We start from the raw sequence: 24,687 nt of genomic DNA, 5'->3' as shown, positions 1-24,687 counted from the left end.
CTATTCCTTTCCTTTCAGGCATTCGCTAAGCGACGCCCCATTGGCCCTCATAAATTCCACGTACGACCTCGCCTCACCCGAGCCCTCGGGATCGAGCGAGTCGCCCCGGATGGGGCACACGCGCACCCCGAGGGTCTTCGCCGTCTCCGTCAGCTCGTTCGACTTGCCCGCCAGCTCCGGTTCCAAGAACACGGCGGGGACGTCGAGGTTCTCCAGCGTCCTCGTCAGTGCCATGAGGTCTCGCGGGCTCGCCTGCACGCTGGGGTTGGGGGTGACAAACCCCGCGATCTTCATCCCGTAGGCCCTCCCGAGGTACGAATACCCGTGGTGGGTGGTGACCAGGTTGCGGTTTTCCTCCGGGATAGACTGGATCGCTGCGCGCATGAACTCGTCGACCTCGTCGAGCTGCGCGAGGTATCCCCTCGCGTTGCCGGCGTAGGCGTCCGCGTTCGCCGGGTCAGCGGCGCTGAGCTCGTCGCGCACGACCTGTACCACTGCCTTCATCGCGGAGACGTCGTGCCACAAGTGGGGATCGAGCTCGCCGTGGACGTGCCTGCCCAGCACCGCCTGCGGCAAGAGATAGGTCTCCTGCCCAGGCTGGCCGAGGAAGCGGAACTCGCGCTGCGGCGGGATCGGCTGCAGCGTGGTGTTCGGCACCGCGATGACCGCCTCGTCGGTCCCCAGGTCCGGCGGGGCGTCCCCGCGCAGGACGATATCGCTGCTCTCCCCATCGACGACGGTGGCGATGTCGACGTGCCCGTGGTCAATCACCTGCTTGCCGGGCGCGGCCTGCGCAGGGTCGTTTCCCACCACCACGGTCACGGTGCGCTCGACGCTCTCGCGCACCTCCGTGGCATCGACGGAGGGGCGCACATCGGCCCGGAAATCCAGCTCGTAGACACCGGGTTTCGAAAACGCCCAGCTCACGTGCGTGTGGGCGTCGGTAGGCAGCGTCGTGACGTCCTTGTGGTCCACTCGGTCCCGGGTGTTGAACAACACCTCGGGCGTGCCGAAGGTCCCCAGCACGAACGCCGCCGCCTCACCCGGCCCGCGCGCACCGGCGAGCCGGAAGTCCGCCACCGCCGTGGGCGGGAGGTCGCCCTTGGTGGCCACCTTCAGCCCGAGCCACACCGTATCCAGGCTGGCGTCTTCGACCAGCGGAATCGGGCTAAACCCGTAGCGCTGCGCGTCCTCGGCGAGCGCGACCACCGGCGTGCCCGGGCGCACCGTGGCGTCAATCGTGCGGCTCAGCGAGTGCGGCTCGAGGAGCAGCCCGTTGGTGAACACGGCGTCGGCATAGGCGATATCCCGGGTGGCGTGCAGCCTCGGCTCGTAAGTGTGCGGATCCACGCCGGGGGGCATGAGCCCGGTCACCGTCGCGGCGTCCCCGGCGACGTTCTTCACGACGTCGCTAAGAATCGACGTGGAGGCGACGACGCGGAGGCGACCATCCTCGCTCCCGCCCCCGGGCGTCGCGGCGCTCCCGGGGGCACAGGCGGTCAAGAGCGCAACCGCCCCCGCTGCCAGGATTGCTGCGTACTTGCTCACCGCCGCGCGCCTACCGCCGTCAGCAGCTTGCTGCGCAGGCGAGCGTCGAGGAAGACCAGCCCCGCGCCGAAGACCAGGATGCCCAGTCCGAGCACGGCAAACGGCAGGGTCATCACCGTGGTTCCGGTCTCCGCGAGGCTGCCCTCGCGCACGGCTTCCGCCTCGCCCTCGGCCGCCTCACCGCCGCCGGTAGCGCCGCCGGCCGCCCCCGCGCCGCCGCTGGAACAGCTGCCCTTGGGGTCGAAGACGGTGCCGAAGTCGAAGTGGCCCTCGTTGGCGTTGCCCGACCCGCCGACGTTAAACGTCAAGGTGGCCTGCCCGGTGAGCTTTTCCCCGCCCTTCGCGGTCGTGGTCTGGCGGACGGTGACCTTATAGGCCCCCGGCTTGCTAAAGACCCACGAGGGGTGCACGTGGGAGTTCGCCGGGATCGTGTGGCTGCCCTGCGCCTTGCCATCGGCGGCGGTGAACCACTGCTCGCCGACGACCTGGCCGAGACCGCCCTGGGTGAACACCGCCATGGAGCCCGGGCCTTCAAAGCCCGCAATGTCCCAGGTGACGTCTCCCTTGGTGTTCTCTAACAGCGACGGGTGCTGCGTGTTCCCGCCCAGCCAGGGCACGCCGGCCTGCTGGGTCGAGCCGATCATCCACACAGGCCCGGCCGGGACGGGTCCGATCGCCTGAGGCAGGTTGGCCTTCGCCGCATCGCCGAGGCCGAAGACCAGCGAGGCGGGATCCTTCCACTGCGCCGGGACCGTGCGATCGTCCTTGACGCGGGGAACGATACCGGCGGTGCAGGTCTGCTCCCCGCCGCCGGCGGTGGAGTTGCTCACCGGCTTGGCCGCAACGGAGGTCGCCTTGCTGGCCGACTTGCTGCTCGAGCCGCTGCTTAAGTTCTGGGCCTGTGCCTGTTGCCCCTGCTGCACCTGCTGTCCAGCGGCCTGCTTCTGGCCGCCCTGGGAGCCGCCTGCGGAACCCCCTGTGGAGCAGGGCGCGCTACCGAAGTCGAAGTGGCCCTCGTTGGCGTTGCCCGACCCGCCGACGTTAAACGTTAAGGTGGCCTGCCCGGTGAGCTTCTCCCCGCCCTTCGACGTGGTGGTTTGCCGGATGTTGACCTTATAGGCCCCCGGCTTGCTAAAGACCCACGAGGGGTGCACGTGGGAGTTCGCCGGGATCGTGTGCCTGCCCTGCATGGCCCCGTCGCCGGCGGTGAACCACTGCTCGCCGACGACCTGGCCGAGACCGCCCTGGATGAACACCGCCATGGAGCCCGGGCCTTCAAAGCCCGCAATGTCCCAGGTGACGTCTCCCTTAGTGTTCTCCAACAGCGACGGGTGCTGCGTGTTCCCGCCCAGCCAGGGCACGCCGGCCTGCTGGGTCGAGCCGATCATCCACACAGGCCCGGCCGGGACGGGTCCGATCGCCTGAGGCAGGTTCGCCTTCGCCGCATCGCCGAGGCCGAAGACCAGCGAGGCGGGATCCTTCCACTGCGCCGGAACCGTGCGATCGTCCTTGACCAGCGGTTGCAGGCCTTGGGCACACGCGCCCTGCGCGACATGCGCGACTGTATCTGCATTGGCTGTCGGCAACGCCGCAGTTCCAACATTAAGAGTCCCTGCAGCAGCGACGGTGGCGAGCAAAAGCGCAGGAGCGCGCCTACCCATGCGTAGAGCCATGGCCTTTCATATCCCTTCTCGTAGAAAACGATAGGAATCTTATTGGCAATGGATACCGTTTGGCGAACCGGAGCGCCAATTAACCCCAAAAGGGATGACCACATGAGAAAAGCCCCGCTCAGAGCGGGGCTTTTCTTTTCGCGCTTTGGGGCCGTTAGGCCTTGGTGGCGTAGTTCTTCTGCACAGAAGGATCAACCGGAACGCCCGGACCCTGGGTCGCGGAGACGGTGATCTTCTTCAGGTAGATGCCCTTGGAAGACGCCGGCTTGAGGCGCAGCACCTCGTCGAGAAGCGCACCGTAGTTCTCGGCCAGCTGCTCAGCGGTGAACGATGCCTTACCAATCAGGGCATGGAGGTTCGCGGCCTTGTCCACGCGGAAAGCGATCTTGCCTCCCTTGACATCGGCAATCGCCTTGGCAACATCCGGGGTGACGGTACCGGTCTTCGGGTTCGGCATGAGACCGCGCGGGCCGAGCACGCGCGCAACGCGGCCGACCTTGGCCATCTGGTCCGGCGTCGCAATGGCGACGTCGAAGTCGATCTGGCCGGCGTTGATCTGCTCGATGAGAGCGTCGGTGCCGACGATGTCCGCCCCGGCCTCCTCAGCCTTGGTTGCGTTCTCGCCCTCGGCGAAGACTGCGACGCGGACGGTCTTGCCGGTGCCGTTCGGCAGGGAAACCGTGCCGCGCACGAGCTGGTCAGCCTTGCGCGGGTCGACGGACAGGCGCATCGCCACGTCGATGGTGGCGTCGTACTTGTCGGAGGACGTCTCCTTCGCAAGGGTGACGGCCTCGAGCGGGTGGTAGAGGTTATCGCGGTCCACCTTGGCGAACTGCTCGTTGTAGCGCTTGGACTTCTTAGCCATGTTGGATTCCTTTCCTTCTCGGGATGGAGTTGTGGTGCGGGCCTGGCCGGCCCTGCCACGTGCGGGTGCCGGGAAGCCTTACTTCTCGACAGTGATGCCCATGGAGCGGGCGGTGCCTGCGATGATCGCGGCGCCTGCCTCGATGTCACGGGCGTTGAGGTCGGCCTTCTTGGTCTCGGCGATCTCCTTGCACTGATCCCAGGTCACGGAACCGACCTTCTGGGTGTGCGGAACGCCCGAGCCCTTCTGCAGGCCAGCGGCCTTGAGCAGCAGCTTTGCTGCCGGCGGGGACTTCAGGATGAAAGTGAACGAGCGGTCTTCGTAGACGGTGATCTCGACCGGGATGATGTCGCCGCGCATGGACTCGGTGGCCGCGTTGTACGCCTTGGTGAACTCGACGATATTGACGCCGTGCGCACCGAGCGCCGGGCCGACCGGCGGTGCCGGGTTAGCCATGCCAGCCTGGATCTGCAGCTTGATCAGGCCTGTGACCTTCTTCTTTGCCATCGGATTACCTCAATTCCTTGGTACCGGGCCGCGCCACGATGAATAACGCGCCCTGCCGGATGCCCCCTTGAGTCTCGGGAGCCACCGGGGATAACGAATAAAAACGTCGCGTATGCGAAGCACACGCGACGTTTGACTTTACGCTGTTGGGCAGCGAAGGCGCAAAACGCGCCCTACATGATCCGCTCGATCTGATCTGCCGTGAGCTCGACCGGCGTTTCGCGGCCAAAGATCGACACCAGTGCCTGGATCTTGCCGGTCTCCGGGTCGATCTCCGAAATCGTCGCGGACACGGTCGCCAGCGCACCGGTAAGGATGGTCACGGCCTCGCCAACTTCGTAGTCGTGCGCCAGCTTCGGGGCAACCTCCTGCTCCGGCATCGCGATGACGGTCTCGCCCTCGGCGTTGACCGTCGACTTCTGGTTCGGGTCGCCGACGACGGTCGGCTCCTTCGGCATGAGGAACTTCGCCACGTCACGGTGCTTGACCGGGGTGGCGTTGCCCTCGTTGCCCACGAACGACGTCACGCCGGGGGTTTCGCGCACCACGGACCACGCGGCGTCGTTCATGTCCATGCGCACGAGCACGTAACCGGGCAAAAGCTTGCGGTTCACGATCTTGCGCTTGCCGTCTTTAAGTTCGATCGCCTGCTCGATGGGCACGACGACGTCGTAAATCGACTCCTCCACCTCGAGGGTCTGAATACGCATGTCAAGGTTGGTTTTCACCTTGTTCTCGTAACCCGAGTAGGACTGAATGATGTACCACTGTCCGGGAAGCTTTTTCAGCTCCTTGGTGTACTCGCGCAGGCGGCGGCGGTACTCGGAGTCGCCGGACTCCTCCTCTTCCTCTTTGAGTAGAGCAGGTTCGGTCTCGGGTAACACCGGGCCGCCCTCGGAGATCATCTTCTTCTCCGCGATCAGCTCGCGGTCCACAGCCTCGTCGTCAGGTCTGTCGGACTCCTCGTCGGAGTCGGACGCGGTCTCACCTGCCTCGCCAGTCTCCTGGTTTTCCTTCGCTTCAGGATCGGTCTCGGGGGTAACGGGAGCACCCTCGTCGATCATCTCCTGCTCGTTGTTCTCAATCTTGCCGGTGGTGTCTTCAGCCATGGCTAGTTCTCCTCTAGTAATCGCTTGATGGCCCCAGCCTACCCACGCGACGGGCCGGTTGGCAGGCTTGTGGGCCAATAAGTTATCCCGCCCTCCTCGATGATTTTCGAGGCGGCGGGACGTGTACGAGGAGAAAGTATAACTAACGCACCAAGACTTGTTCAATCCCCCAGCGTGCGACCCAGTCGACGCTCCACACGATGGCGGTGAGGATGATCAGGAAGGCGAACACGATGAGCGTGTAGTTGACCATCTGGCGCCCGGTCGGCCAGATCACCTTCCGCATCTCGGAGACGACTTCACCCGGGAAAGCGGTGACTCCGCCGCCGGGGCTGTCCGCGGGCTCGGTTTTCGCCGGCGCGGTTTCCGTGCTGGGGGCTGCAGGTGCGGCTCCGCCCAGCTGACGCTTACTGGTCGGCTGGGCCGGGTTCTGACCTTGCGGGTTCGTCACTACAGCTCCTCTTACTTCACACTGTGGCAGGGGCGACAGGACTCGAACCTGCAACCTACGGTTTTGGAGACCGTTGCGCTACCAATTGCGCCACGCCCCTCGGGCACTGACTTAGCAGTACGCCTACCCTACCACGGGCGTTTACACCCCCGAAGTGAAGGTAAGTAGCGATGGAGAGAATTGAACTCTCGACACAGCGATTATGAGTCGCTTGCTCTACCACTGAGCTACACCGCCTTGTGTTCGCCGAGCTTTTAGGCCTGACAAACAACAGAGCCCCCTAGCAGAATCGAACTGCTGACCTTCTCCTTACCATGGAGACGCTCTGCCGACTGAGCTAAGGGGGCGCAGCCTCTCAAGTTGTGGGCGTTTTTCATCCCGCTGCCCTTGAAGCCTTGAAAAGATTAACCCGACATAGCGCGACTGCACAAATCGGCAGGCCAGCGCGCATTTCCGCCCTCAGTTGGAGCATGCTTATCGACGCCCACAACGACGCAACCCGCCCTACCTCGTAAACGGAGGTGGGCGGGTTGTGTTTTCCCTGTGCCAGGTAGAAGATTCGAACTTCTGTAGGCAATGCCGACGGATTTACAGTCCGCTCCCTTTGGCCGCTCGGGCAACCTGGCGCGCACTCAACGAGTGCGTGAACAACAATACAGCAACGCCGGCGCGAATCAACAAACCAGCAGCTTAGGCGCGGTTTTTAACCGACGCGCTCGACGGTGCTCTTGGACAGGTCGCGTAGCGCCCGGTTGGCGGCGATGTCGGGCAGCTCGGCAAGTTGCTCGTCAACGGTGCTCAGGTAGGAACGCACGGTCTCGAGCGTCTTCTGACGCGCCTGGGTCTGCGCGATGAGCTCGATGGCGAAGGCGACGTCCTCGTCGCGCTCAAGCGGGCCGGTGAGCATCCCGCGGAGCTGCTCTCCGGCGGGCGAGTCATCCTCGAGCGCGTAGAGCACCGGCAGGGTGAGCACGCCCTCGCGCAGATCGGTGCCCGGGGTCTTCCCCGACTGCTCCGAGTCAGAGAAGATGTCGATGATGTCGTCGACGATTTGGAAGATCATGCCGACAGCTTCACCGATGGTTTCGCAGCGCTTGACCACCTCCTCGCTCGCTCCCGCGTGAAGTGAGCCAAGGCGGGCAGCCGAGGCGATGAGCACCGCGGTCTTTTCGCGAATCACCGTCAGGTAGTGCTGCACAGGGTCCCCGCCGCGGGCGCCGACCGACTCGCGCATCTGTCCGGTGACGAGCTTGCCGAAGGTGTCGGCGAAGTGCTTGACGGTCTCGGTGTTGATCTCACTCATGATCTCCGAGGCGTGCGCGAAGAGGATGTCGCCGGCGAGGATGGCCACCGTGTTGTTCCAGCGCGCGTTGGCGGATTCCACACCGCGGCGCATGTCGGCTTCATCCATCACGTCGTCGTGGTAGAGCGTGGCCAGGTGGACGATCTCGGCGATCACCGCGCCCTTGATGGTGTTGTCGCTGCCCGGGTTGGGCCCAAACTCGCTGCATAGCAGGGCGATGAGGGGGCGGAATCGCTTGCCCCCGGCAGTCGCGAGGTGGGTGACTTTGTCCACGATGAAGTCTTCGCCGGTGGTGAGGCGCTCCATCAACAGCCTTTCGGCCTTGTCCAGCCCTTCGGCCACGCGCGCCGTGAGCTCTACATCCCCGAGGTCCATGGAAAAGTCGTGGCGGGGCGCCGGTTGGATCCCGTGGGTCATCGGTGTCGTCCTTGGTGCTAAGAGGGCCGTGAGTTGTGCGTTACCTACGGTAGCCCACGGCAGGGTGAATGCGCAGTAACGGGTCGCGCGTCTGCCACAATGGATGATCGTGACTATCACAGCCAATGAGTTCGAGTGCGTCGTTGTCGGCGCCGGCCCAGCCGGGTCGGCCGCCGCGGTCGCCGCACAGCGGGCGGGGTTTCGTACGGCGCTTATCGACGCCGCCGAGCGCGGCCGCGACAAAACGTGCGGCGACGGGCTCACCCCGCGCGCGGTGCACTCCCTGCGCGAGCTCGGCCTCGAGGTGCCCGCCTACCGCAACCGCGGCCTGAAGCTGCACGGTTTCGGCGGCGACGTCACGGCTGCCTGGCCGGCCGGCCCGTTCGGCACTGAAGGCTCGGCGAGCCCGCGCTCGCTTTTCGACGCCACCCTGCTCGACGCCGCCCGCGCCAGCGGCGCCGAGGTCTTCCACAACTGCCCCGCGACCTCGGCGGAGTTTAGCGGCGGCGCGATCTCAGCGATCACCACCCCGCTGGGCACGCTGCGACCGAAGTGGGTGATTGTCGCCGACGGGGTGCGCTCGACCTTCGGCAAAACGCTCGGCCGCGTCTGGCACCGCGGCGAGGTGTACGGCATCGCCGCGCGCTCGTACTGCACCTCGCCGCGCTCGGAGGAGCCGTGGATGCACTCACACGTGGAGCTGCGCGACACCGATGGCGCCATCCAGCCCGGTTACGGCTGGATCTTCCCGCTCGGCGACGGCACCGTCAACCTCGGTTGCGGCGCCCTGTCCACCGATAAGCGCCCCGCGAAAGTGAACACGAAGAAGCTTCTGTCGGTCTACGCCTCCCAGCAGCGCCGCGACTGGGGCCTAGGCCCGGAGGAGTCGGTCGCCAGCGCGCTGCTGCCCATGGGCGGGGCGGTGTCCAACGTGGCGGGACGCAACTGGGCGCTCATCGGCGACGCCGCGGCTTGTGTAAACCCGCTCAACGGCGAGGGCATCGACTACGGCCTGGAAACCGCGCGCATGGCCGTCGAGCTGATCACCACCGGCGCCGACCTCACGCTGACGTGGCCGCTCGAGCTGCGCCGCGCCTACGGCGACGCCTTCATGCTGGCGCGCACGGCTGCGCGCCTTTTGACCTACCCGCAGTTTTTGCCCGTGGTGGGCCCGGTTGCGCTGCGTGGGGTCGTCGGCAAGCGGCTCATGCCCGCGGCCGCGAGGCTGATGGGCAACTTGGTCACCGAGCAGGACCGGGACTTGGTTTCGTGGGCGTGGCGCAAGGCCGGCGAGCTGACCCCGGCCCGCGAGCCGCTGTGGAGCGTGGCCTAGCCGGGTTTGACGGCGCTGTGCAGGGCGACGATCCCGCCGGTGAGGTCCTGCCAGCCGGCGTCCTCCCAGCCGTTGCGGTTGATCGCGCGCGCCAGGTCCGACTGGTCCGGCCAGGCGCGGATGGACTCGGCTAAGTACTGGTAGGCGTCCGGGTTGGAGGAAAACACCCTGGCCAGGGCCGGTAGCGCGAGCGGCAGGTAGTTCTTGTACAGGGCGCGGAAGCCCGGCACGATCGGCGTGGAGAACTCGTTGACGGCCAGGCGCCCGCCGGGCTTGGTCACCCGGGCCATCTCGCGCAGACCGGCCTCGAAATCGTGGACGTTGCGCAGCCCGTAGGAGATGGTCACCGCGTCGAAGGTGTTGTCCTTGAAGGGCAGGTGCATGGCGTCGCCGACGACCTTGGGAACCGCGCGGTGGCGCCCTGCCGCGAGCATGCCCTGGGAAAAGTCGCACGCGACGACCCACGCGCCCGACTTGCCCAGCTCAACGGTGGAGACGGCGGTGCCGGCGGCGAGGTCGAGCACCCGCTCGCCGGGTTGCAGCCCGAGGCGCTCGCGGGTGCGGCGGCGCCAGTGCCTGTCGAGGCCGAACGACAGGATCGTGTTGGTGATGTCGTAGTTTTCGCCCACGTCATCGAACATGCCCGCAACGTCGTAGGGCTTCTTATCCAGATCTGCCTTGGCCATAGGGCCCCACTTTACGCAGATGCGCTGCGGCGCTTGTTGCGGGCCCGCTGTACCCAGCGCGGCAGCGTGATCGAGCGGCCGAACAGGGTCACCGACGTGCGGTTGTAGCCGGTGATGGCCTGCGTGTAGTAGCCCATGAGCTGCTCGCACAGCGCGTGCCAGGTCTTGTCTGCGACGGACTCGCGAGCGTTGGATTGCAGTTCGGCGTGGCGGGCGTCGTCAAGCAGGTAGCGCGTGGCGTCGACGAGGGTGGCTTCGAAGCTCTCGACGTCAAGAAGCAGGCCGTTGTAGCCCTCCTTGATCAGGTCGATCGGGCCGCCGGCGCGGGGGCCGACGGTGGGCACTCCGGAGGCCTGCGCCTCCTGGATAGCCTGGCAGAACGTCTCGAACTCGCCTGTGTGCACGAACAGGTCCAGGCTGGCGTAGGCGCGGGCGAGGTCCTCGCCGGAGAGGGCGCCGGTGAATACGGCGTTGGGCAGCGTGTTTTGCAGGGCCTTGCGCTCGGGGCCGTCGCCGACGATGACGAGCTGCACGCCCGGCTCGCTGACCAGCGGGGCGAGGCGGTGCACGCCCTTTTCGGAGGCGAGGCGGCCGACGAAGCCGACGATCTTCTTGCGCCCGGTCGGGTCCCACTGGCGGCGCAGCGTGTCGGAGCGCTTCAACGGGTGAAACAGCGTGGTGTCCACGCCGCGGCCCCAGTGGTAAACGTTGCCGATGCCGTGATCCTCGAGCTCGCGGATTGCCTCCGATGACGGGGCGAGGGTGAGCTCGCAGTTGCTGTGGATGTTGCGGGTCCAGTCCCAGGCGACGTTGGCCAGCACCGCGGCGTGGTACTGGGTGGCGAATCCGGCAACGTCCGTCTGGTACAGCCCCACCGTGGGCACCCCGAGCTGCAGGGCGGCGAGCATGCCGGCCCCGCCGAGGACGAAGGGACTGGCGAGGTGGATCACGTCCGGCTCAAAATCGGCCAGCGCGGAGGTGATCGTGGTCGTGGGCACACCGATGGGTAGCGAGTCCACCAGCGGGATCATCACCGTGGGCACGCGGACGATCTCAAACCCGAGGTAGTCCGGCACCTCCTCCTGGAAATCGCGCGCGCCAGGGGCGATGACGATGGCCTCGTGGCCTTCTTCCTTGAGGTACTCGAGGACGCGGAGCACCGAGTTGGTGACTCCGTTGATGTTCGGCAAAAAGGATTCCGCGACGATTCCAACACGCATGCTGACAGCATCCCACAAGATTTTGTCTAGTGAATAAAGAAGAAGTGAATTCTCGGTTACAGTCGCATTTTCGCTTCTCGACGCCCAAACGCAGCGTTTACCCCATAGAAGGCCGCAACCGCCACCAGCGTCGACACCACCGCCACCGACAGCGCCGGGATGATGGCCAAGGTCCAGCCGCGCCCCTCCACCTTGACCAGCTCCGGGTCCGCGGTGGAGTAGGTCACCCACACGCGCTGGCCCTCCCCCAGGCCCGAGGGGTAGAGCAGGCCGTAGCGCGGCGAGTGGTAGCGCCCCTGCTCGTCCTGGTATTCCACGGAGGTGCGCAGCGCCCCCACCTCGGTGACCGTGGCCATGCCGCGGCCGGGGCTGTCCATGATGAGGGCGTCGTTGAGCGCGGGCCCCGCGATCATAGCCACGACGCCCAGCATGGCGCAGGCGTAGAGGGCGATCACGAGCTGCAGCAGGCGGCGGCGCCAGTTGATGTCGCTCAAGCGCGCAACCGCTCCGCAAGCGCCCGGCGCGTGGTCCGGGTTGTCCGCGCCTCGATCAGGGTGATGGGGGCGAGGGCATCGTCGGTGAGGGCGTCGATAAGCTGCGCGAGGCTGTCCGCGCGCACGTAACTCACGTCGTAGGCCTGCGCGATCGCCTCGAGGTCCACGTCGTGCGGGGTGCCGAAGGCCTCCTCGAAGCTGCCGCGGACCTCGGGCGCGCCGACCTCGAGGGTTTCGAAGATACCGCCGCCGTTGTCGTTGGACACGACGATGGTCAGGTTGCTCGGGCGGCGCTGGCCCGGCCCCATGAGCAGGCCGCCGACGTCGTGGAGGAAGGTCACGTCCCCCATCAGCGCCACCGTGCGCGGCGCGCGGACCTCGTCAGGGTGCAGCGCCTGGGTCGCTAGGGCGACGCCGACCGCCTGGGAGACGGTGCCGTCAATGCCCGCTGCGCCGCGGGCGGAGAAGGTGCTCACGCCATCGAAGGGCAGGCCCACCAGGGAGGCGTCACGCACCGGGTTCGACGCGCCGAGGACCAGCGTGTCGCCCACGGCGAGCGTGTCGCCGACCGCCGCGGCGACGTGGAGGCCCGTAAACCCAAACTGCTCGTCGGCCAGCGCGTCGCGCACGGTCTGCGCCCCGACCTCGCCGGCGGCCTCGCAGATTTTCAGCCACGTGTCACTGAGCTGGCCTACGGCCTTGACCCGGGACGCGCGGACCTGCGGCTGCGCCGTGAAGGTGTCCGTGCGCGAGAGCCCGATGACGGTGATCTCCGGGTCGTCGAGCAGCGCCATCACCTCGCGGTGCAGCGTGGGGTGGCCCACCACGATCACCTGCTCCGGCTTCGTGGAGGCGGCGAAGTCCCCGCCGTCGTGGCTGATCGACACCGCCGACTGCGCGAAGAACCGCGCCGCCAGCGGGTGGACCTGGTGGAAGGGCGTCGGCGCCGTCGGCTCGGCGATCGTCGGCACGTGCTCGAGCCCCGGCACCTCCCACGCCTCGTCGCCCGCGATGACCAGCGTGTCGCGGCTTAGGTCCACCTCGACCTCGCCGTGGTCGCACCACCGGGCCCCGTCGAAGCGGCCCGGGCCGACGCGCCGCGGCTCGCCGTGCGCGGCGGGCAGAGCGGCGGGCACGAGCGGGGTGTCCAGGGCGACGTTGATGTGCACCTGGTCCGGCTCAAACGAGATGTCAGACTCCAGCGAGGACACCTGTTGGGTGGCGGCGTAGCGCCCGAAGATCCCCTCCTGCCAGATCGTTTGCGACGCGCCCGTGCCCAAAAGCCGCGCGGGGCGGTCAGCGCTGATCACGGCCACCGGGGTGTGCGACATGTGCGCCTCGACGACCGCCGGGTACGCGTTGGCCACCGCGGTGCCGGAGGTCATGACCACGCCCACGTGGCGGCGCTGCAACCGCGCCATCCCGAGTGCGGTAAAGGCGGCGGCGCGCTCGTCGATACGCACGTGCACGCGAATATCACCCCGTGCAAGCAGCGCGTAGGCCAGTGGCGAGTTGCGCGACCCGGGGCTGAGGACGACATCAGTAACGTGGCGCGCCAGCGTATCGACGACGTAGGTGGCGAGTTCCATGGAATCCATTGCGCGACCCACTTATCCGTTGAGCAGGCTGTCGAGCAGCCCGCCGACCTCGTCGCGAATCTCCGGCGCCAGCTCCGTGGGGAGCTCGGTCGGCAGCTCGGTGGGGAGCTGCGTCGGGATGCCGGGAAGGCGCGTCGTCGTGGTCGTCGAGGTGGTGGTCGCCGTCGTGGTCTCGGTGACAGTTACCGGCGGCTGGTTCGCCTCCTCGGCGGCGCTGCGCCACAGCACCATGAACAGCACGGCGGCCGCGGTGGCTAGAGCTGCAATGATGCCAAGCGCGATCGCGGCTGTGTTGGAGCTCGTGCCCTCTGACTCCGGCTCGTAGTAGACGGGCTCCTCCCACTGCGGCTCGGGCGAGTACTGGGGCTGCGCCGGGAAGTGCTGCTGGGGGCGGCGCGGCTGCCGGCCAAACTGGCGCGTTTCGTCCTCGAACGGGTCCCTGGAATTCATGCACCTAGATTAGCGCGCCGCGCGACAAACCCAGCAGCTAGAACGTCAAGCCGAACACCGGCACGGCAATGAAGTAGGTGGCCAGCGTGATCAGAACCAGGGCGATCAGGTTGAGCCAGATACCGCCCTTGAGCATCTCACCCATGGTGACGTAACCGGAGGAGTAGGCGATGGCGTTCGGCGGGGTCGCCACGGGCAGCATGAACGCGCAGGTTGCCGACAGGGCAACCGGGATAGCGAGCAACAGCACGTTGATCTCGCCGCCACCGGTCAAACCGATGCCCACCGCGACGCCGCCCATGATGGGCAGGAAGGTCGCTGCGGTCGCGGTGTTGGAGGTCAGCTCCGTCAAACCGAGCACCAGGGCCGAAACCGCGAGGATCAGCAGGAAGATCGGCAGCGCGGCGAGGTTCTTCGCGGCCTCGCCGATCCACAGGGACAAACCGGTGGAGGTGAACATGGCGGACAAGGAGAGGCCGCCGCCGAACAAGATGAGGACGTCCCACGGCACATCGGTTGCGGTGTCCCAGTCGATGACGCGCTTTCCGCTCTTCTCCACGGGGAGGGCGAACATGAGCAAGCCTGCGATGATGCCCACGACGGCGTCGTCGTACGGGAATTCCCAGCCGAAGTAGTCGCGTGCGAGCGGGATAACAATCCACGCCAGTGCCGCTGCGAGGAAGATTATTCCCACTGCGACCTGGGCGAAGTTCCACTTGCCCAGTTTCTGGATCTCCTCCTGGATGAGCGCTTTGCCGCCGGGGATTTCGTCGACCTCGGGCTTGAACACGGTGATGAGAACCAGCCAGGCGACCACGGTGAAGACGATCGCGACCGGCATGCCCACGAGCATCCACTGGCCGAAACCGATCGTGATGTCGTGCGCCTCCTTCATGTACCCGGCAAGAAGCGCGTTCGGCGGGGTGCCGATCAGGGTGCCAAGCGAACCGATCGACGCCGCGTACGCGATAGCCAGCATCAGCGCGGTGGCGAAGTTCTTCTGCTTGGACATTCCCCCGACGGACTCGGCGGTCAGGGTGAGCACGGAGACGCCAATCGGTAGCATGACCACGGCAGTCGCGGTGTTGGACACCCACATGGACATGAACCCGGTGGCGATCATGAACCCGAGGATGATGCGCTTCGGGCTCGTGCCCACCACGGAGACCACCGCGAGCGCCAACCGGCGGTGCAGGTTCCACCGCTGCAGACCCAGCGCCATGAGGAACCCGCCGAGGAAGAGGAAGATCGTGGACGACGCGTAGGGCGAGGCGACGGCGGAGAACGGGGCGACAGCGGCGAGCGGGAAGATCGCGATCGGCAGCAGTGCGGTCGCGGCGAGCGGGATAGCCTCCGTCATCCACCACACGCCCATGAGAACGGTGGTGGCCGCGACAACGCGCATGGCCTCGGCGGTATATTCGGCTCCCTCCTTCGCACCGGTGGACTGGGCGACGGTTTCCGGCGCACCCTCCGGGAAGATGAAGTAGACGATCGCGGCGAGCAGTAGCCCGGCAATGAGTCCGATCAGCTGGCGCCGCCAGTCCTTCGGGTCCGGGGATTTAGCGAGATCGCCGTCGGACAGGATCGTCTAGCGCTCGGAGACGGTGGTAGACACGGGCGTTCCTTAAGTTTTCAGGTAATGGCGATCACAGTTTATGTTCCTTAACATAAATACTCCGAATCCCCTCCCCCCTATAGGTGGGCGTAGGACTCGCGTACCCTGCGGAACCACCACTCTCTCCTTTCCGGACGGGCACGCAACCCCTGCAGTCGCTCCGGATCGGGGGTAGCCAATCGCACTTCAAGCTGGCCGTGGACGATCTCCCGCGGTTCGCAGACGTCTTCGACGAACAGCCTCTGGGTGGCTAACCCCGCCGCCCGAGAACCGGCCAGCTTGGCAGCCACGAGGCCCGCGCCCACACCGACGGCGGTGTCTAGGGCGCTGGCGACCGTGAGGTCGAGCCCCAGCTCCTCCCCGACGCGCAGGAGCCGGTGCACGCCGCCGAGCGGCGCGGCCTTGACAACGGCCACATCCGCCGCCCGGAGCTTCGCCACCCGGTGTGGATCGGAGGCGCGCCGGATCGACTCGTCGGCGGCAATCGGTGTCGCCACCCGCGCTCGCACCTCGGCGAGCTCCTCCACGGTGCAACACGGCTGCTCGATGTACTCGAGCTCGCCCAACCGGTGCGCCGCCTCGACGGCCTCGTCCACGCTCCAGCCCCGGTTGGCATCCACCCGGAGCACCGCCCCGGGCCGCAGGGAGCGGACAGCGTTCACGCGGGCGAGGTCGTCGTCAAGCGACTGCCCCTTTTCCGCAACCTTGATTTTGAAGGTGCCCACACCAGGAAACCTTTCGAGGACCTTCTCCACCTCGGCGGGGCCCACTGCGGGGACGGTGCCGTTGACCTCCACCCAGCCGCTCGCCGCGGGTAGCCCCTCGAACGCGGCCTCTATGCCCGCCGCGAGCCAGTGCGCGGCTTCCTCCGGGCCGTACTCGAGGAAGGGCGAGAACTCGCCCCAGCCGGCGGGGCCGTCGATAAGCAGGGCCTCACGCGTATCGACGCCCCGGAAACGCACCGCCATCGGCAGAGAAACAACGTGGGCGCGGTCGAGAATGTCGTCGATACTCGGTGTCATGGGGCAAAGTGTAAGCATGAGCTACTCCACCGACCAGCCCTTCGACCCCTCGCAGTGGGATGTCGTCGACGGTTTCGATTTCACCGACATCACTTACCACCGCCACAACGGCGGCGGGCGCGCCAACGGCACCGTGCGCATCGCCTTCGATCGCCCCGAGGTGCGCAACGCGTTCCGTCCGCACACCGTCGACGAGCTGTACCGCGCGCTCGACCACGCCCGGCGCGACCCGTCGGTGGGGACGGTGCTGCTCACTGGCAACGGGCCCTCAGACAAGGACGGCGGCTGGGCGTTTTGCTCGGGAGGCGACCAGCGCATCCGCGGCCGCTCCGGTTACCAGTACGCCTCCGACTCCGGTGAGGTGGATTCCGCTCGGGTGAAGGCCGAGGGCGGGCGCCTTCACATCCTCGAGGTACAGCGCCTGATCCGCACCATGCCCAAGGTGGTCATCGCCGTGGTGAACGGCTGGGCCGCCGGGGGCGGGCACTCCCTCCACGTCGTCTGCGACCTGACCATCGCCTCACGCCAGGAGGCGCGTTTCAAGCAGACGGACGCCGACGTCGGATCCTTCGACGCCGGCTACGGCTCGGCGTACCTGGCCAAGATGGTGGGGCAGAAGTTCGCGCGCGAGATCTTCTTCCTTGGCCGGACCTACACCGCAGAGGATATGCAGCGCATGGGCGCGGTCAACATCGTTGCCGACCACGGCCAACTCGAGGAGGAGGCGATCGCGGCCGCGCGGGAGATCAACACCAAGTCCCCCACCGCCCAGCGCATGCTGAAGTTCGCGTTCAACCTCACCGACGACGGCCTGATGGGCCAGCAGGTGTTCGCCGGCGAGGCAACGCGCCTGGCCTACATGACGGACGAGGCCGTCGAGGGCCGCGACGCGTTCTTGCACAAGCGCGACCCGAACTGGGACGAGTTCCCGTACTTCTACTAGGGCGCGGGCGCTCACCCTAAACCCGGACGCCTCAGAGCGCGGGTGCTCAGCCTAAACTCGCTGCATTTTCGTACTGTGTGGGTTTCTGTGTCCGGGTTTAGGCGGACCACGCCGACCGCTGCGCCGCCCGCGCCGCCAGGAGCCGATCCGCGACGCGCATCGCGGCAAAACTCAGTCCGAACAGGGGCAGGAACAGCCCAACGACCACCCCGAAGATCGCCACAATCACCCAGTCGGTGCGCGTCAGTCTCGTGCGCCCCGGCACCCCGGCGACACCGGTGTGGCTCGGGCGCCGGCGCCACCACATCACGTAGCCCATCACGGTCATTGCGCAGATCCCGAGCGCCAGCAGCGCCAGGGCGATTTGGAGCGGCAGCCCGAACATGATGCCCATGTGCAGGTAGATGCCCCAGGACATGAGCTTGGAAAACAGGGGGAGCTCGCTTAACGGCAGAGCGTCGACGCTCACAGCATCCGAGGTGACTCGCCACGGCACCCACCGCTCGCTCGCCTGCCACGCGTGGGAGCCGTCCTTGGGCACGAAAAGCCGCAGTTGCCCGGTCAGCCCCTGTGCTGTCGCGGTATCGAGCACGACCGCGGCTTGGTCCGCCACCTCCGCCGGGCTCAACTTTTCGCCCGGCCGGTCAATCTCGGTCTCAATCGGCTCGGCCTTCGCACCTATCCACTCGACGGTTTTGCCCACGTTTTCCCCGGCAAGCACGGACCACGTCACGCCGGTTACAGACAGCCCGAGCGTGCCGACGAGCAGCCAGGTGCCCACGACACCGTGGAGGTTAACCACCCGCCCGCGCCGCGACGTGCGCTTTTCCAACCCGGTCAGCACCCGCGTGCGGGTGACGCGCCACCACAGGAATAGCCCGCCCAGGGCAACGACCCACAGCCAGCTTGCGGCGAGCTCCGCGTAGAGCCTGCCGGGTTCACCGATGTGGAGGTTTTTGTGCAGCCCCCAGGATCCAGTGCCGCAGGGGCAGCTCGCCGAGGCCCGAGTAGCTGGGTGCGTCGCCGATCACCTGCCCGCCGTGCGGGTTGACCAAGACGCTGCGCAGTTCTTCGTTTTCCGCGATGGACTCGTCGATAAGCAGCACTCGCGTGGGTTCGCTTGGGCTTGACGACGGCCACACTTGCGCCACCTCCATCTCGGGGTGCGTTCCCTGCGCCGCGCGGATCTGGCTTGCGAGCGCCACCTCACCGTCGTCCGCCGGGACCGTGAGAACGTTCTTGTAGAAGACGTTTTCCAAGGTCGGGGCAAGCGCATACAGGCCGCCGCCGAGCGCGGCGACGAAGACGAAGGACGCGATGAAGAACCCGGCGTAGAAGTGGATGCGGCGCGTCAGCGCTGGCAACCCACTCGCCGTCGAGCTGGACTGAACAATGGTCGACACGACCTCAACTTTCGGTTCGAAGGGACGGGAAAGTTGTCGCAGTCGCGCCCCGCATGGTTCCCCGGGGGTAATACCTTTGGCGATCCGCGCTGCGTGCTCGCGGTTTCCCCTCCCCCGCTAGAATCACCTGCGTGCACCGCCTCGAAGTCCTCCCCGTCGACCAGCGCGACCCGCTGGCCATTCTCAACGACCTCGAGGAGGCCCTCGCCGGCCACCGCAGCCTGCTGCCCGTGCCTACCGACGACCCGGCGCGCGCGAACCTGCTGCGTAACACCCAGGGCGTCGGCGAGCCGATTGACGCCGACGTCGCGCTGGTCGTGTCCACCTCCGGCTCCACGGGCCGCCCGAAGGGCGCGCAGCTGACCAGCGCGAACCTGGTGTCCAGCGCGGATGCGACGCACCAGTTCCTCGGCGGCGAGGGCCAGTGGTTGCTGGCCATGCCGGCGAGCTACATCGCGGGCCTGCAGGTCCTGGTGCGCAGTCTCGTCGCGGGCGTCGAGCCGGAGTTCGTGGATCTTTCCCAGGGCTTCCGCGTCGCAGAGTTCGCCGCGCGCGCCCGCGCCCTGGCGGCAACCGGCGAGCGTTGCTACACCTCACTGACACCGATGCAGCTGGCTAAGGCACTGTCCACCCTCGAGGGCATCGAGGCCCTGCGCCTTTTCCGCGCAGTGCTGGTCGGCGGCGCCGCGACCAACCCCACGTTGCTGCGTTCCGCCCGCGACCTGCGGGTTAACGTCGTGACCACCTACGGCTCCTCCGAAACCGCGGGCGGCTGCGTCTACGACGGCCGGCCGCTGCCCGGCGCGAAGGTCCGCATCGCTGGCGGCCGCATCCTGCTGGGTGGCCCGACGATTGCGCGCGGGTATCGCAACCTGCCCGGCCACGAGGCGTTCGCCGAGCCCGGCTGGTTCGCCACCTCGGACGCGGGCTTGCTTGTCGACGGCCTCCTCACCGTCTCCGGTCGCCTGGACAACGTCATCGACTCCGGCGGGTTGAAACTGCACCCCGAGGTGCTGGAGAACTTCATGCTTCGCATCCCCGGCGTGACCGCCGCGTGCGTGGTCGGGGTCGCTGACGAGCGCCTTGGCCAGCGCATCTGCGCCGCCTACACCGGCTCTGCCGAGCTGGCCTCGCTCATGGACGCGTTCGAGGAGCTACCCCGCTGGCAGGTGCCCAAGGAGGTCAAGGTGGTGCCCGCTTTGCCGCTGCTCGGCCCGGGTAAGGTCGACCGCGCGGCCGTCACTGAGCTCTTTTAAGCACCGCCTGGGCCGCCCACAGCCCGGCCATGCCGTGGACCCCGGCACCCGGCGCCGTCGACCCGCTGGCCAGAAACACCCCGCCTGCGACGTGGTGGGGGTGGCGAAACACCATCTGCCGCACGTTCATTTCCCCTCCGGCGATGTCCTCGATGTAGCCCGTGACGTGGGTGTCTTCAACGCAGTCGCGGAACCCGGGGGCGAAGCGCTTGATCTGGCGCGCGATGTGGCCCGTGGCGTCGCCAGTGTAACCGTGCGGGACGTGGGCGTAGGTCCACAGTGTGGTTCCGCGCGAGGGGTCGGCGACGTACTGCTGGCACACCATGACGAACGGCCGGTTCGGCATCAACCCGCGCGCGATCTGCTTCTCCGCGTGGGCGATCTCCGCAGCGGTGCCGCCGACGTGCACCGTTGCGGCCTGCCCGACGCGCGGGTCGCGCCACGGCACGGGGTTATTCAGCAGCCAATCGACCTTGAATACCCCCGGCCCCGGGTGCAGCGGGCGCGCCCCGAAGCGCTGCGCCTCGCGTGCTGTCATGTTGAGCACCACCGCATCGGCTTGCGGCAGCGTTTCCACCTCCACCCCGGTGCGGATTGTCACCCCAGCGTCGCGCGCCTGCGCCGCCAGGGTCTCGGCCACGGTCTGGGCCCCGCCGCGCGCCACGGGCCACCCGTTGGCGTGCGCGAGTGCGCCGAAGAGCACCCCGAACGCGGCGGTCAGCGGGCGCGTTGGCGAGCTCATGGAGTGCACGGCGTTGCCCACGAGCAGCGCTTTCGCCTCCTCGGTGCGAAACAGCAGGTTGCCCAGCGCGGTCGCGGGCAGCGCGCCGCGCACGCCGAAGCGCGCCATCGCCACCGGGTGCGGCGGGACGCGCAGCATGGTGGGCCCGAGGATGTTCGCGAGATGCTTGTCGACGTCCCGCGCCACCGGAAGGTGCAGCGCGTCCCAGGCTTTCTGGTCGCGCCCGAGGGCGTCGATAAGCGCAGTGTTCCTGGCCAGCGGATGCGCGACCGGGCGCGGCGCGCGCACCCAGTCGGCGTCGAGTGTTTGCGCGCCGAACGGGAACGCGGCGGCCCCGAGATCGCTGACCGTGCCCGGGAAGAGCTGTGCGGAGCGGCATTTGCCGCCGATTGTGTCCTCGCGTTCGAGCACCTCGACGCTCCAGCCGGCGCGCGCGAGGTTCAGCGCGGCGGTCAGCCCGTTGATGCCGGCGCCGACGACGACGGCTTTAGGGCTCATGCAGGAGCTTTTCGACGTCGTCACGCGTGTACGTTGCCTCGATCTGCTTGTCGTTGCCCCCGCCGCGGAGGTTCTTGTGCACCAGCGCGGTGCGCTGCGAACCCGGCACGATGGAAAACTCGCGTGGGTGAGGAAAAACCTGGCGCACTCTGTGGTCAGAGCGCAGTGCGCAGGCGTTGAGCCACACGTCGTCGGCGTTCGGGGCGCACTCGAGAAAATCGGTGCCCTGGTCGGCGACGTAGTCGACCATCGACGGCGGGTACACCACCCCGGACACCCCGGTGGCGAAGTGGCGGTGCGAGGGCGCTGTTGTAAAGACCCGCTTCCAGCGCCGGTATATATCCAGCTCATCACCGTCGAAGGCAATCTCGTGCGCTCGGTACGCCACAACAAGGTGTGGGTCAGCGTCGGAGGCGTTGAGGAGTTTTTGGGCAAACCAGCGCGGATACATCATGTCGTCGTCGACCGTGATCACGCGCGTGTCGGTCCCAGCGAACTGGGCAAAAGTGCCAAAATACTTCGAGTGTGGACCAAAAGCACCGTCCGAGCAACGTACCTGAAGTCCCCGATCAACCAAACCCCGCAGTCCCTCGGGCCAGTCCGACTCAAAGTCGGCGCGATCCAGCCAGAGGAACACTGGAAGAAGCTGCGTGCCCACCAGGAGCGACGCAATCGAAGCCACAGAAGTCGCCATGCGATCGCCGTGAGTAGTCAAGGATATGACGGTGGAGCCTTCTTGAGGGAACGACAGCGACGAAGCTTCAGCCGCGAGCTTTAGACGCGGCGCACGCACAAAAGCGCCAAGCGAAATTATCGCTTGGCGAGCTGCGTAGTCGATCCACATGACGGCCAACCTTAGTCGCATTCGGTGCCCGCGGCGCTGTCGGCGGGCATGATAGAAGCCATGACCTCTGACTCCTATTCCGCTACCGCGCGGGACTTTTACGACGCCGCACGGCCCCATACCTGGGCAAATGCGTTCGCTCCCGTGATCGCCGGGACCGGCGCCGCCGCCTTTTTCGGTGGCGCGCACCTGGGCCGCGCCGTGTTGGCGCTGATCGTGTCGTGGGCCCTGATCGTAGGTGTTAACTACGCCAACGATTACTCCGACGGCATCCGCGGCACCGACGACGATCGCACCGGGCCGACCCGCCTGACCGCGTCCGGCCTGGCCGCGCCCGAGCAGGTGAAGGCCGCGGCCTTCATTGCGTTTTTTGTCGCTGCGGTGGCGGGGATCATCCTCGCGGTGATGTCGGCGTGGTGGCTAATTCTGGTAGGCGCAGTCTGTATCGCCGCCGCGTGGTTTTACACCGGCGGCAAAAATCCCTACGGCTACCAGGGCCTTGGCGAGCTCGCGGTGTTCATCTTCTTCGGTCTCGTCGCCGTTATGGGTACCGAGTTCACCCAATCCGGCCGTGTCAGCGTGGTCGGTTTCCTCTGCGCGGTGGCGGTGGGTTCCATCTCCGCGGCCGTGAATCTGGCGAACAACATCCGCGACATCCCTACGGACACCGTAGCCGGGAAGAACACGCTCGCGGTGCGGCTTGGCGACGCCAAAGCGCGCCGACTCTTCGCCGCGTTGACCATGACGCCCTTTGTCATGACGTTCGTCCTCGCGATTTTCTCCCTGCCCACTCTCGCGGCCCTGCTCGCGTTGCCCCTCGCGCTGGCATCGGTGTTGAAGGTGTTGCGCGGCGCGCAGGGGCCGGCCCTGATTCCGGTGCTCGGGCTCAACGGCAAGGCGATGCTTGTGTGGACCGTGGCCACCGCCGTCGCGCTCGTCGTGGGCGGCGGCATGTGGTACGCGCCCATGTATTACCCCTTGGTTTAGTCGGCGAAGTCCCGTCCCCGCGGGTGGTTCTCCCTGTTTTCCGCGGTTGCCGCAACGAGGGGCCCGGTAAAGGGCGTGACTTTCTCCGGAAGTCCTCCGCCGTGGGAGACGAATCTGCGCCCGCCACGGAAGCGGAACTCGATTGTTCGCCCGTTTGTGGTGATGTGTACGTATCCGTTGGTGACCCGCGAGTGGCAGGCGGAACAAAGTGGGATCAAATTTTCCAGGTTCGTCTCGCCCCCTTCGGCCCATTCTTCGATGTGGTGCACTTGGAGGAACCTCGCATGGTTGCACCCCGGCATCGCGCACTCGAACCCCCACACCGCGAGGAGTGCGCGGAACTGGGCGTTGTTGACGAAGCGCGATTTCCGGCCAAGATGAAGCGTTAAACCATTCTTGTCCAGCATCTGCAGGCGCACGAATGCGTTGTTGACGTAGGCTTCCAGCACTTTTGATGGCGCCTCGACGTTGCCGGGAAGCCACGCGCGGCCGTTGGTGGTCATCATGATGTTCACGTGCGCACCCGGCGCGCGGAGCTCGCTCACGGGATTCGTCCTCACCATATGAATCATCGCGAGCAGTGAGGCGTACATGTCGTCCTTCGTCGGAGGGCCAACGCGCGAGTAATTGCCCGTGAAGTGCGCCGAGATGCTTCGCGGGTGATCCGACGTGCACTCGGAAGCCGGGTGCGCCTCCGACTGTCCTCGGCGGCGCTCGAGTTCGGTCTCGATCGCTTCCTCGTCGTCTTCGTCGCCGAGGTCGTCGAGGCCGTAGTACGCGAGCTGCGCAATCTTCAATGCAGCCATGTACGCCGCCCCATCCGCCGCGTTGAGCCTGGCAGAGATGACCACGTCGCCGTTGTCGTCGATACGCACGTCGTGGTGATATTTGGGCGCTTCCAGTTGATCTTCCTGCTTATCGACGCCCGCAAGCGCGCGTTTCAGCTCCGCAAAGCAGAGCTTCTCGGCCAACATCACCAGCTCCGCCTCCGTTTCGGGGGTGAGGTATCGCAGGAGATACCTGACCGTCGAATAGCTCAAGCGGCCGGCGCGGAAAGAGGCGGTGAGCAGCGGGAAATACGCGAGCTTGCGCGCCACGCTGACGTATTCGAACGCCGTGGAGACTGCGATGCGAGTCTCGCGCGTGAGCCATCCAGCCGTGCTGGTTTCGCCGAATGATTCGCACAAGCCGAGCTCGTCGAACTCGCCCAGCGCGATTAGCATTTCCGCGCGCGACGTGATCGCCCACGACTGGTTGCTCTTGATTCGCTTGACGATCTCAGCTCGCCGTTGAGTGGTGTGTGGACCGCCCTGGTACGTAACCGACATTTTCTTACCCCCGTAATTGCGTTCGATCTATGCGGTCAGAGTAGCAGCGGTATGCGACACGGGATAGGAGATTATCGCACATGTGTTCTATCGTTTTCTGCAGCTGCAGAGTTATTTTGACATGCGATCCGTGCGGCACGCGACTCTGCCGTGGCAGAGTCCGAGTCCACTCTGCAGCTGCGGAGTCTTCCGGCCACCACCCAACTAGGCACCAACTCCGCCGTGGCAAAGTGGACCAACCCTCAAGCCGTACGGAACCCAACTCCGCCGCGGCAGACTCCCACCTCACTCTGCAGCTGCAGAGTCTTCCGGTCACCACCCCACGAGCTCCACCACTTTTCCGTGGCAGAGTGAACCGATCACGAACCTAAACCCCCCAATTCCTCCATCGC

The 24,687-nt window shown here is 66.5% G+C and carries 23 protein-coding genes and 4 tRNA genes; 4 read left to right on the top strand and 23 right to left on the bottom strand.

Going from position 1 to position 24,687, the window contains the following annotated elements:
• The 11 genes from RIU96_RS03970 to RIU96_RS03920 form a co-directional block, all read right to left on the bottom strand.
• A complete protein-coding gene (locus RIU96_RS03970; protein WP_311205127.1) occupies positions 1 to 1,548 on the bottom strand; it encodes an anchored repeat ABC transporter, substrate-binding protein in 1,548 nt (515 codons plus the stop codon).
• Entirely contained in the window at positions 1,545 to 3,134 is a 1,590-nt protein-coding gene (locus RIU96_RS03965) for a TIGR03773 family transporter-associated surface protein (RefSeq protein WP_181729360.1), read from the bottom strand. Before RIU96_RS03965 ends, RIU96_RS03970 begins: the two co-directional genes overlap by 4 nt.
• A gap of 241 nt (positions 3,135 to 3,375) precedes the next feature.
• Positions 3,376 to 4,086, bottom strand: coding sequence for a 50S ribosomal protein L1 (gene rplA / locus RIU96_RS03960; protein WP_136653383.1), 711 nt, complete (start codon positions 4,084 to 4,086; stop codon positions 3,376 to 3,378).
• 78 nt (positions 4,087 to 4,164) lie between these two features.
• Positions 4,165 to 4,593, bottom strand: a complete 429-nt coding sequence (gene rplK / locus RIU96_RS03955) for a 50S ribosomal protein L11 (protein ID WP_136653385.1) — start codon at positions 4,591 to 4,593, stop codon at positions 4,165 to 4,167.
• Between the two features lie 173 nt (positions 4,594 to 4,766).
• Positions 4,767 to 5,702, bottom strand: coding sequence for a transcription termination/antitermination protein NusG (gene nusG / locus RIU96_RS03950; protein ID WP_136653388.1), 936 nt, complete (start codon positions 5,700 to 5,702; stop codon positions 4,767 to 4,769).
• Positions 5,703 to 5,844: 142 nt separating this feature from the next.
• Entirely contained in the window at positions 5,845 to 6,153 is a 309-nt protein-coding gene (gene secE, locus RIU96_RS03945) for a preprotein translocase subunit SecE (RefSeq protein WP_136653390.1), read from the bottom strand.
• A 24-nt stretch (positions 6,154 to 6,177) separates the two neighbouring features.
• A tRNA-Trp gene (locus RIU96_RS03940) sits at positions 6,178 to 6,253 on the bottom strand.
• 65 nt (positions 6,254 to 6,318) lie between these two features.
• A tRNA-Met gene (locus RIU96_RS03935) sits at positions 6,319 to 6,390 on the bottom strand.
• 37 nt (positions 6,391 to 6,427) lie between these two features.
• A tRNA-Thr gene (locus tag RIU96_RS03930) sits at positions 6,428 to 6,500 on the bottom strand.
• Positions 6,501 to 6,697: 197 nt separating this feature from the next.
• Positions 6,698 to 6,779 (bottom strand) — tRNA-Tyr (locus RIU96_RS03925).
• A gap of 77 nt (positions 6,780 to 6,856) precedes the next feature.
• The gene (locus RIU96_RS03920) at positions 6,857 to 7,873 is read right to left on the bottom strand and encodes a polyprenyl synthetase family protein (RefSeq protein WP_311205126.1); all 1,017 of its coding nucleotides are present in this window, start codon (positions 7,871 to 7,873) and stop codon (positions 6,857 to 6,859) included.
• Positions 7,874 to 7,982: 109 nt separating this feature from the next.
• On the opposite strand from RIU96_RS03920, the gene RIU96_RS03915 reads away from it, so the two are divergent.
• The gene (locus RIU96_RS03915) at positions 7,983 to 9,206 is read left to right on the top strand and encodes a geranylgeranyl reductase family protein (protein ID WP_309485244.1); all 1,224 of its coding nucleotides are present in this window, start codon (positions 7,983 to 7,985) and stop codon (positions 9,204 to 9,206) included.
• Here the strand turns inward: RIU96_RS03915 and RIU96_RS03910 are convergent.
• The 7 genes from RIU96_RS03910 to RIU96_RS03880 all read right to left on the bottom strand — a co-directional run bounded on the left by RIU96_RS03910 (position 9,203) and on the right by RIU96_RS03880 (position 16,294).
• Positions 9,203 to 9,892: a demethylmenaquinone methyltransferase gene (locus RIU96_RS03910; protein WP_301716974.1), complete on the bottom strand. Its 690-nt coding sequence runs from the start codon at positions 9,890 to 9,892 to the stop codon at positions 9,203 to 9,205. The two genes, RIU96_RS03915 and RIU96_RS03910, sit on opposite strands and share 4 nt — an antisense overlap.
• An 11-nt stretch (positions 9,893 to 9,903) precedes the next feature.
• On the bottom strand, positions 9,904 to 11,112 hold the full coding sequence (locus RIU96_RS03905; RefSeq protein ID WP_311205125.1) for a glycosyltransferase family 4 protein: 1,209 nt from the start codon (positions 11,110 to 11,112) through the stop codon (positions 9,904 to 9,906).
• A gap of 56 nt (positions 11,113 to 11,168) precedes the next feature.
• The gene (locus RIU96_RS03900; protein WP_311205124.1) at positions 11,169 to 11,606 is read right to left on the bottom strand and encodes a DUF3592 domain-containing protein; all 438 of its coding nucleotides are present in this window, start codon (positions 11,604 to 11,606) and stop codon (positions 11,169 to 11,171) included.
• Positions 11,603 to 13,204, bottom strand: a complete 1,602-nt coding sequence (gene menD / locus RIU96_RS03895; protein ID WP_144779410.1) for a 2-succinyl-5-enolpyruvyl-6-hydroxy-3-cyclohexene-1-carboxylic-acid synthase — start codon at positions 13,202 to 13,204, stop codon at positions 11,603 to 11,605. Before menD ends, RIU96_RS03900 begins: the two co-directional genes overlap by 4 nt.
• A 12-nt stretch (positions 13,205 to 13,216) precedes the next feature.
• The gene (locus RIU96_RS03890; protein ID WP_144689041.1) at positions 13,217 to 13,654 is read right to left on the bottom strand and encodes a hypothetical protein; all 438 of its coding nucleotides are present in this window, start codon (positions 13,652 to 13,654) and stop codon (positions 13,217 to 13,219) included.
• Positions 13,655 to 13,691: 37 nt separating this feature from the next.
• Positions 13,692 to 15,242: an SLC13 family permease gene (locus tag RIU96_RS03885; RefSeq protein WP_144689042.1), complete on the bottom strand. Its 1,551-nt coding sequence runs from the start codon at positions 15,240 to 15,242 to the stop codon at positions 13,692 to 13,694.
• A 107-nt stretch (positions 15,243 to 15,349) separates the two neighbouring features.
• A complete protein-coding gene (locus RIU96_RS03880; protein ID WP_144317450.1) occupies positions 15,350 to 16,294 on the bottom strand; it encodes an o-succinylbenzoate synthase in 945 nt (314 codons plus the stop codon).
• Positions 16,295 to 16,310: 16 nt separating this feature from the next.
• Here RIU96_RS03880 and RIU96_RS03875 point away from each other — a divergent pair, with 16 nt between their 5' ends.
• The gene (locus tag RIU96_RS03875; RefSeq protein WP_136653407.1) at positions 16,311 to 17,237 is read left to right on the top strand and encodes a 1,4-dihydroxy-2-naphthoyl-CoA synthase; all 927 of its coding nucleotides are present in this window, start codon (positions 16,311 to 16,313) and stop codon (positions 17,235 to 17,237) included.
• A 97-nt stretch (positions 17,238 to 17,334) separates the two neighbouring features.
• Here RIU96_RS03875 and RIU96_RS03870 read toward each other — a convergent pair whose 3' ends face one another.
• Together RIU96_RS03870 and RIU96_RS03865 are read right to left on the bottom strand one after the other, a co-directional pair.
• Entirely contained in the window at positions 17,335 to 18,183 is an 849-nt protein-coding gene (locus RIU96_RS03870; protein ID WP_260849491.1) for a PepSY-associated TM helix domain-containing protein, read from the bottom strand.
• Positions 18,176 to 18,640, bottom strand: coding sequence for a PepSY domain-containing protein (locus RIU96_RS03865; RefSeq protein ID WP_259793855.1), 465 nt, complete (start codon positions 18,638 to 18,640; stop codon positions 18,176 to 18,178). Before RIU96_RS03865 ends, RIU96_RS03870 begins: the two co-directional genes overlap by 8 nt.
• Before the next feature lie 131 nt (positions 18,641 to 18,771).
• Between RIU96_RS03865 and menE the strand changes: the two genes are divergently transcribed.
• Positions 18,772 to 19,896, top strand: a complete 1,125-nt coding sequence (gene menE, locus RIU96_RS03860) for an o-succinylbenzoate--CoA ligase (RefSeq protein ID WP_136653409.1) — start codon at positions 18,772 to 18,774, stop codon at positions 19,894 to 19,896.
• Here menE and RIU96_RS03855 read toward each other — a convergent pair.
• On the bottom strand, positions 19,880 to 21,136 hold the full coding sequence (locus RIU96_RS03855; RefSeq protein WP_136653411.1) for a phytoene desaturase family protein: 1,257 nt from the start codon (positions 21,134 to 21,136) through the stop codon (positions 19,880 to 19,882). The two genes, menE and RIU96_RS03855, sit on opposite strands and share 17 nt — an antisense overlap.
• A complete protein-coding gene (locus tag RIU96_RS03850) occupies positions 21,126 to 21,830 on the bottom strand; it encodes a glycosyltransferase (protein WP_259787835.1) in 705 nt (234 codons plus the stop codon). The genes RIU96_RS03855 and RIU96_RS03850 overlap by 11 nt, the downstream gene beginning before the upstream one ends.
• Before the next feature lie 210 nt (positions 21,831 to 22,040).
• Here RIU96_RS03850 and RIU96_RS03845 point away from each other — a divergent pair, with 210 nt between their 5' ends.
• Entirely contained in the window at positions 22,041 to 22,967 is a 927-nt protein-coding gene (locus RIU96_RS03845) for a 1,4-dihydroxy-2-naphthoate polyprenyltransferase (RefSeq protein ID WP_136653415.1), read from the top strand.
• Here the strand turns inward: RIU96_RS03845 and RIU96_RS03840 are convergent.
• On the bottom strand, positions 22,964 to 24,295 hold the full coding sequence (locus RIU96_RS03840; protein WP_136653417.1) for an HNH endonuclease signature motif containing protein: 1,332 nt from the start codon (positions 24,293 to 24,295) through the stop codon (positions 22,964 to 22,966). The genes RIU96_RS03845 and RIU96_RS03840 overlap by 4 nt on opposite strands.
• Between the last annotated feature and the right edge of the window lie 392 nt (positions 24,296 to 24,687).

Source organism: Corynebacterium sp. Z-1 (assembly GCF_031844665.1).
Classification (GTDB): domain Bacteria; phylum Actinomycetota; class Actinomycetes; order Mycobacteriales; family Mycobacteriaceae; genus Corynebacterium; species Corynebacterium sanguinis.
The sequence above is the reverse complement of the archived record's forward strand: the minus strand, read 5'-3'. Positions and strand labels throughout refer to the sequence as shown.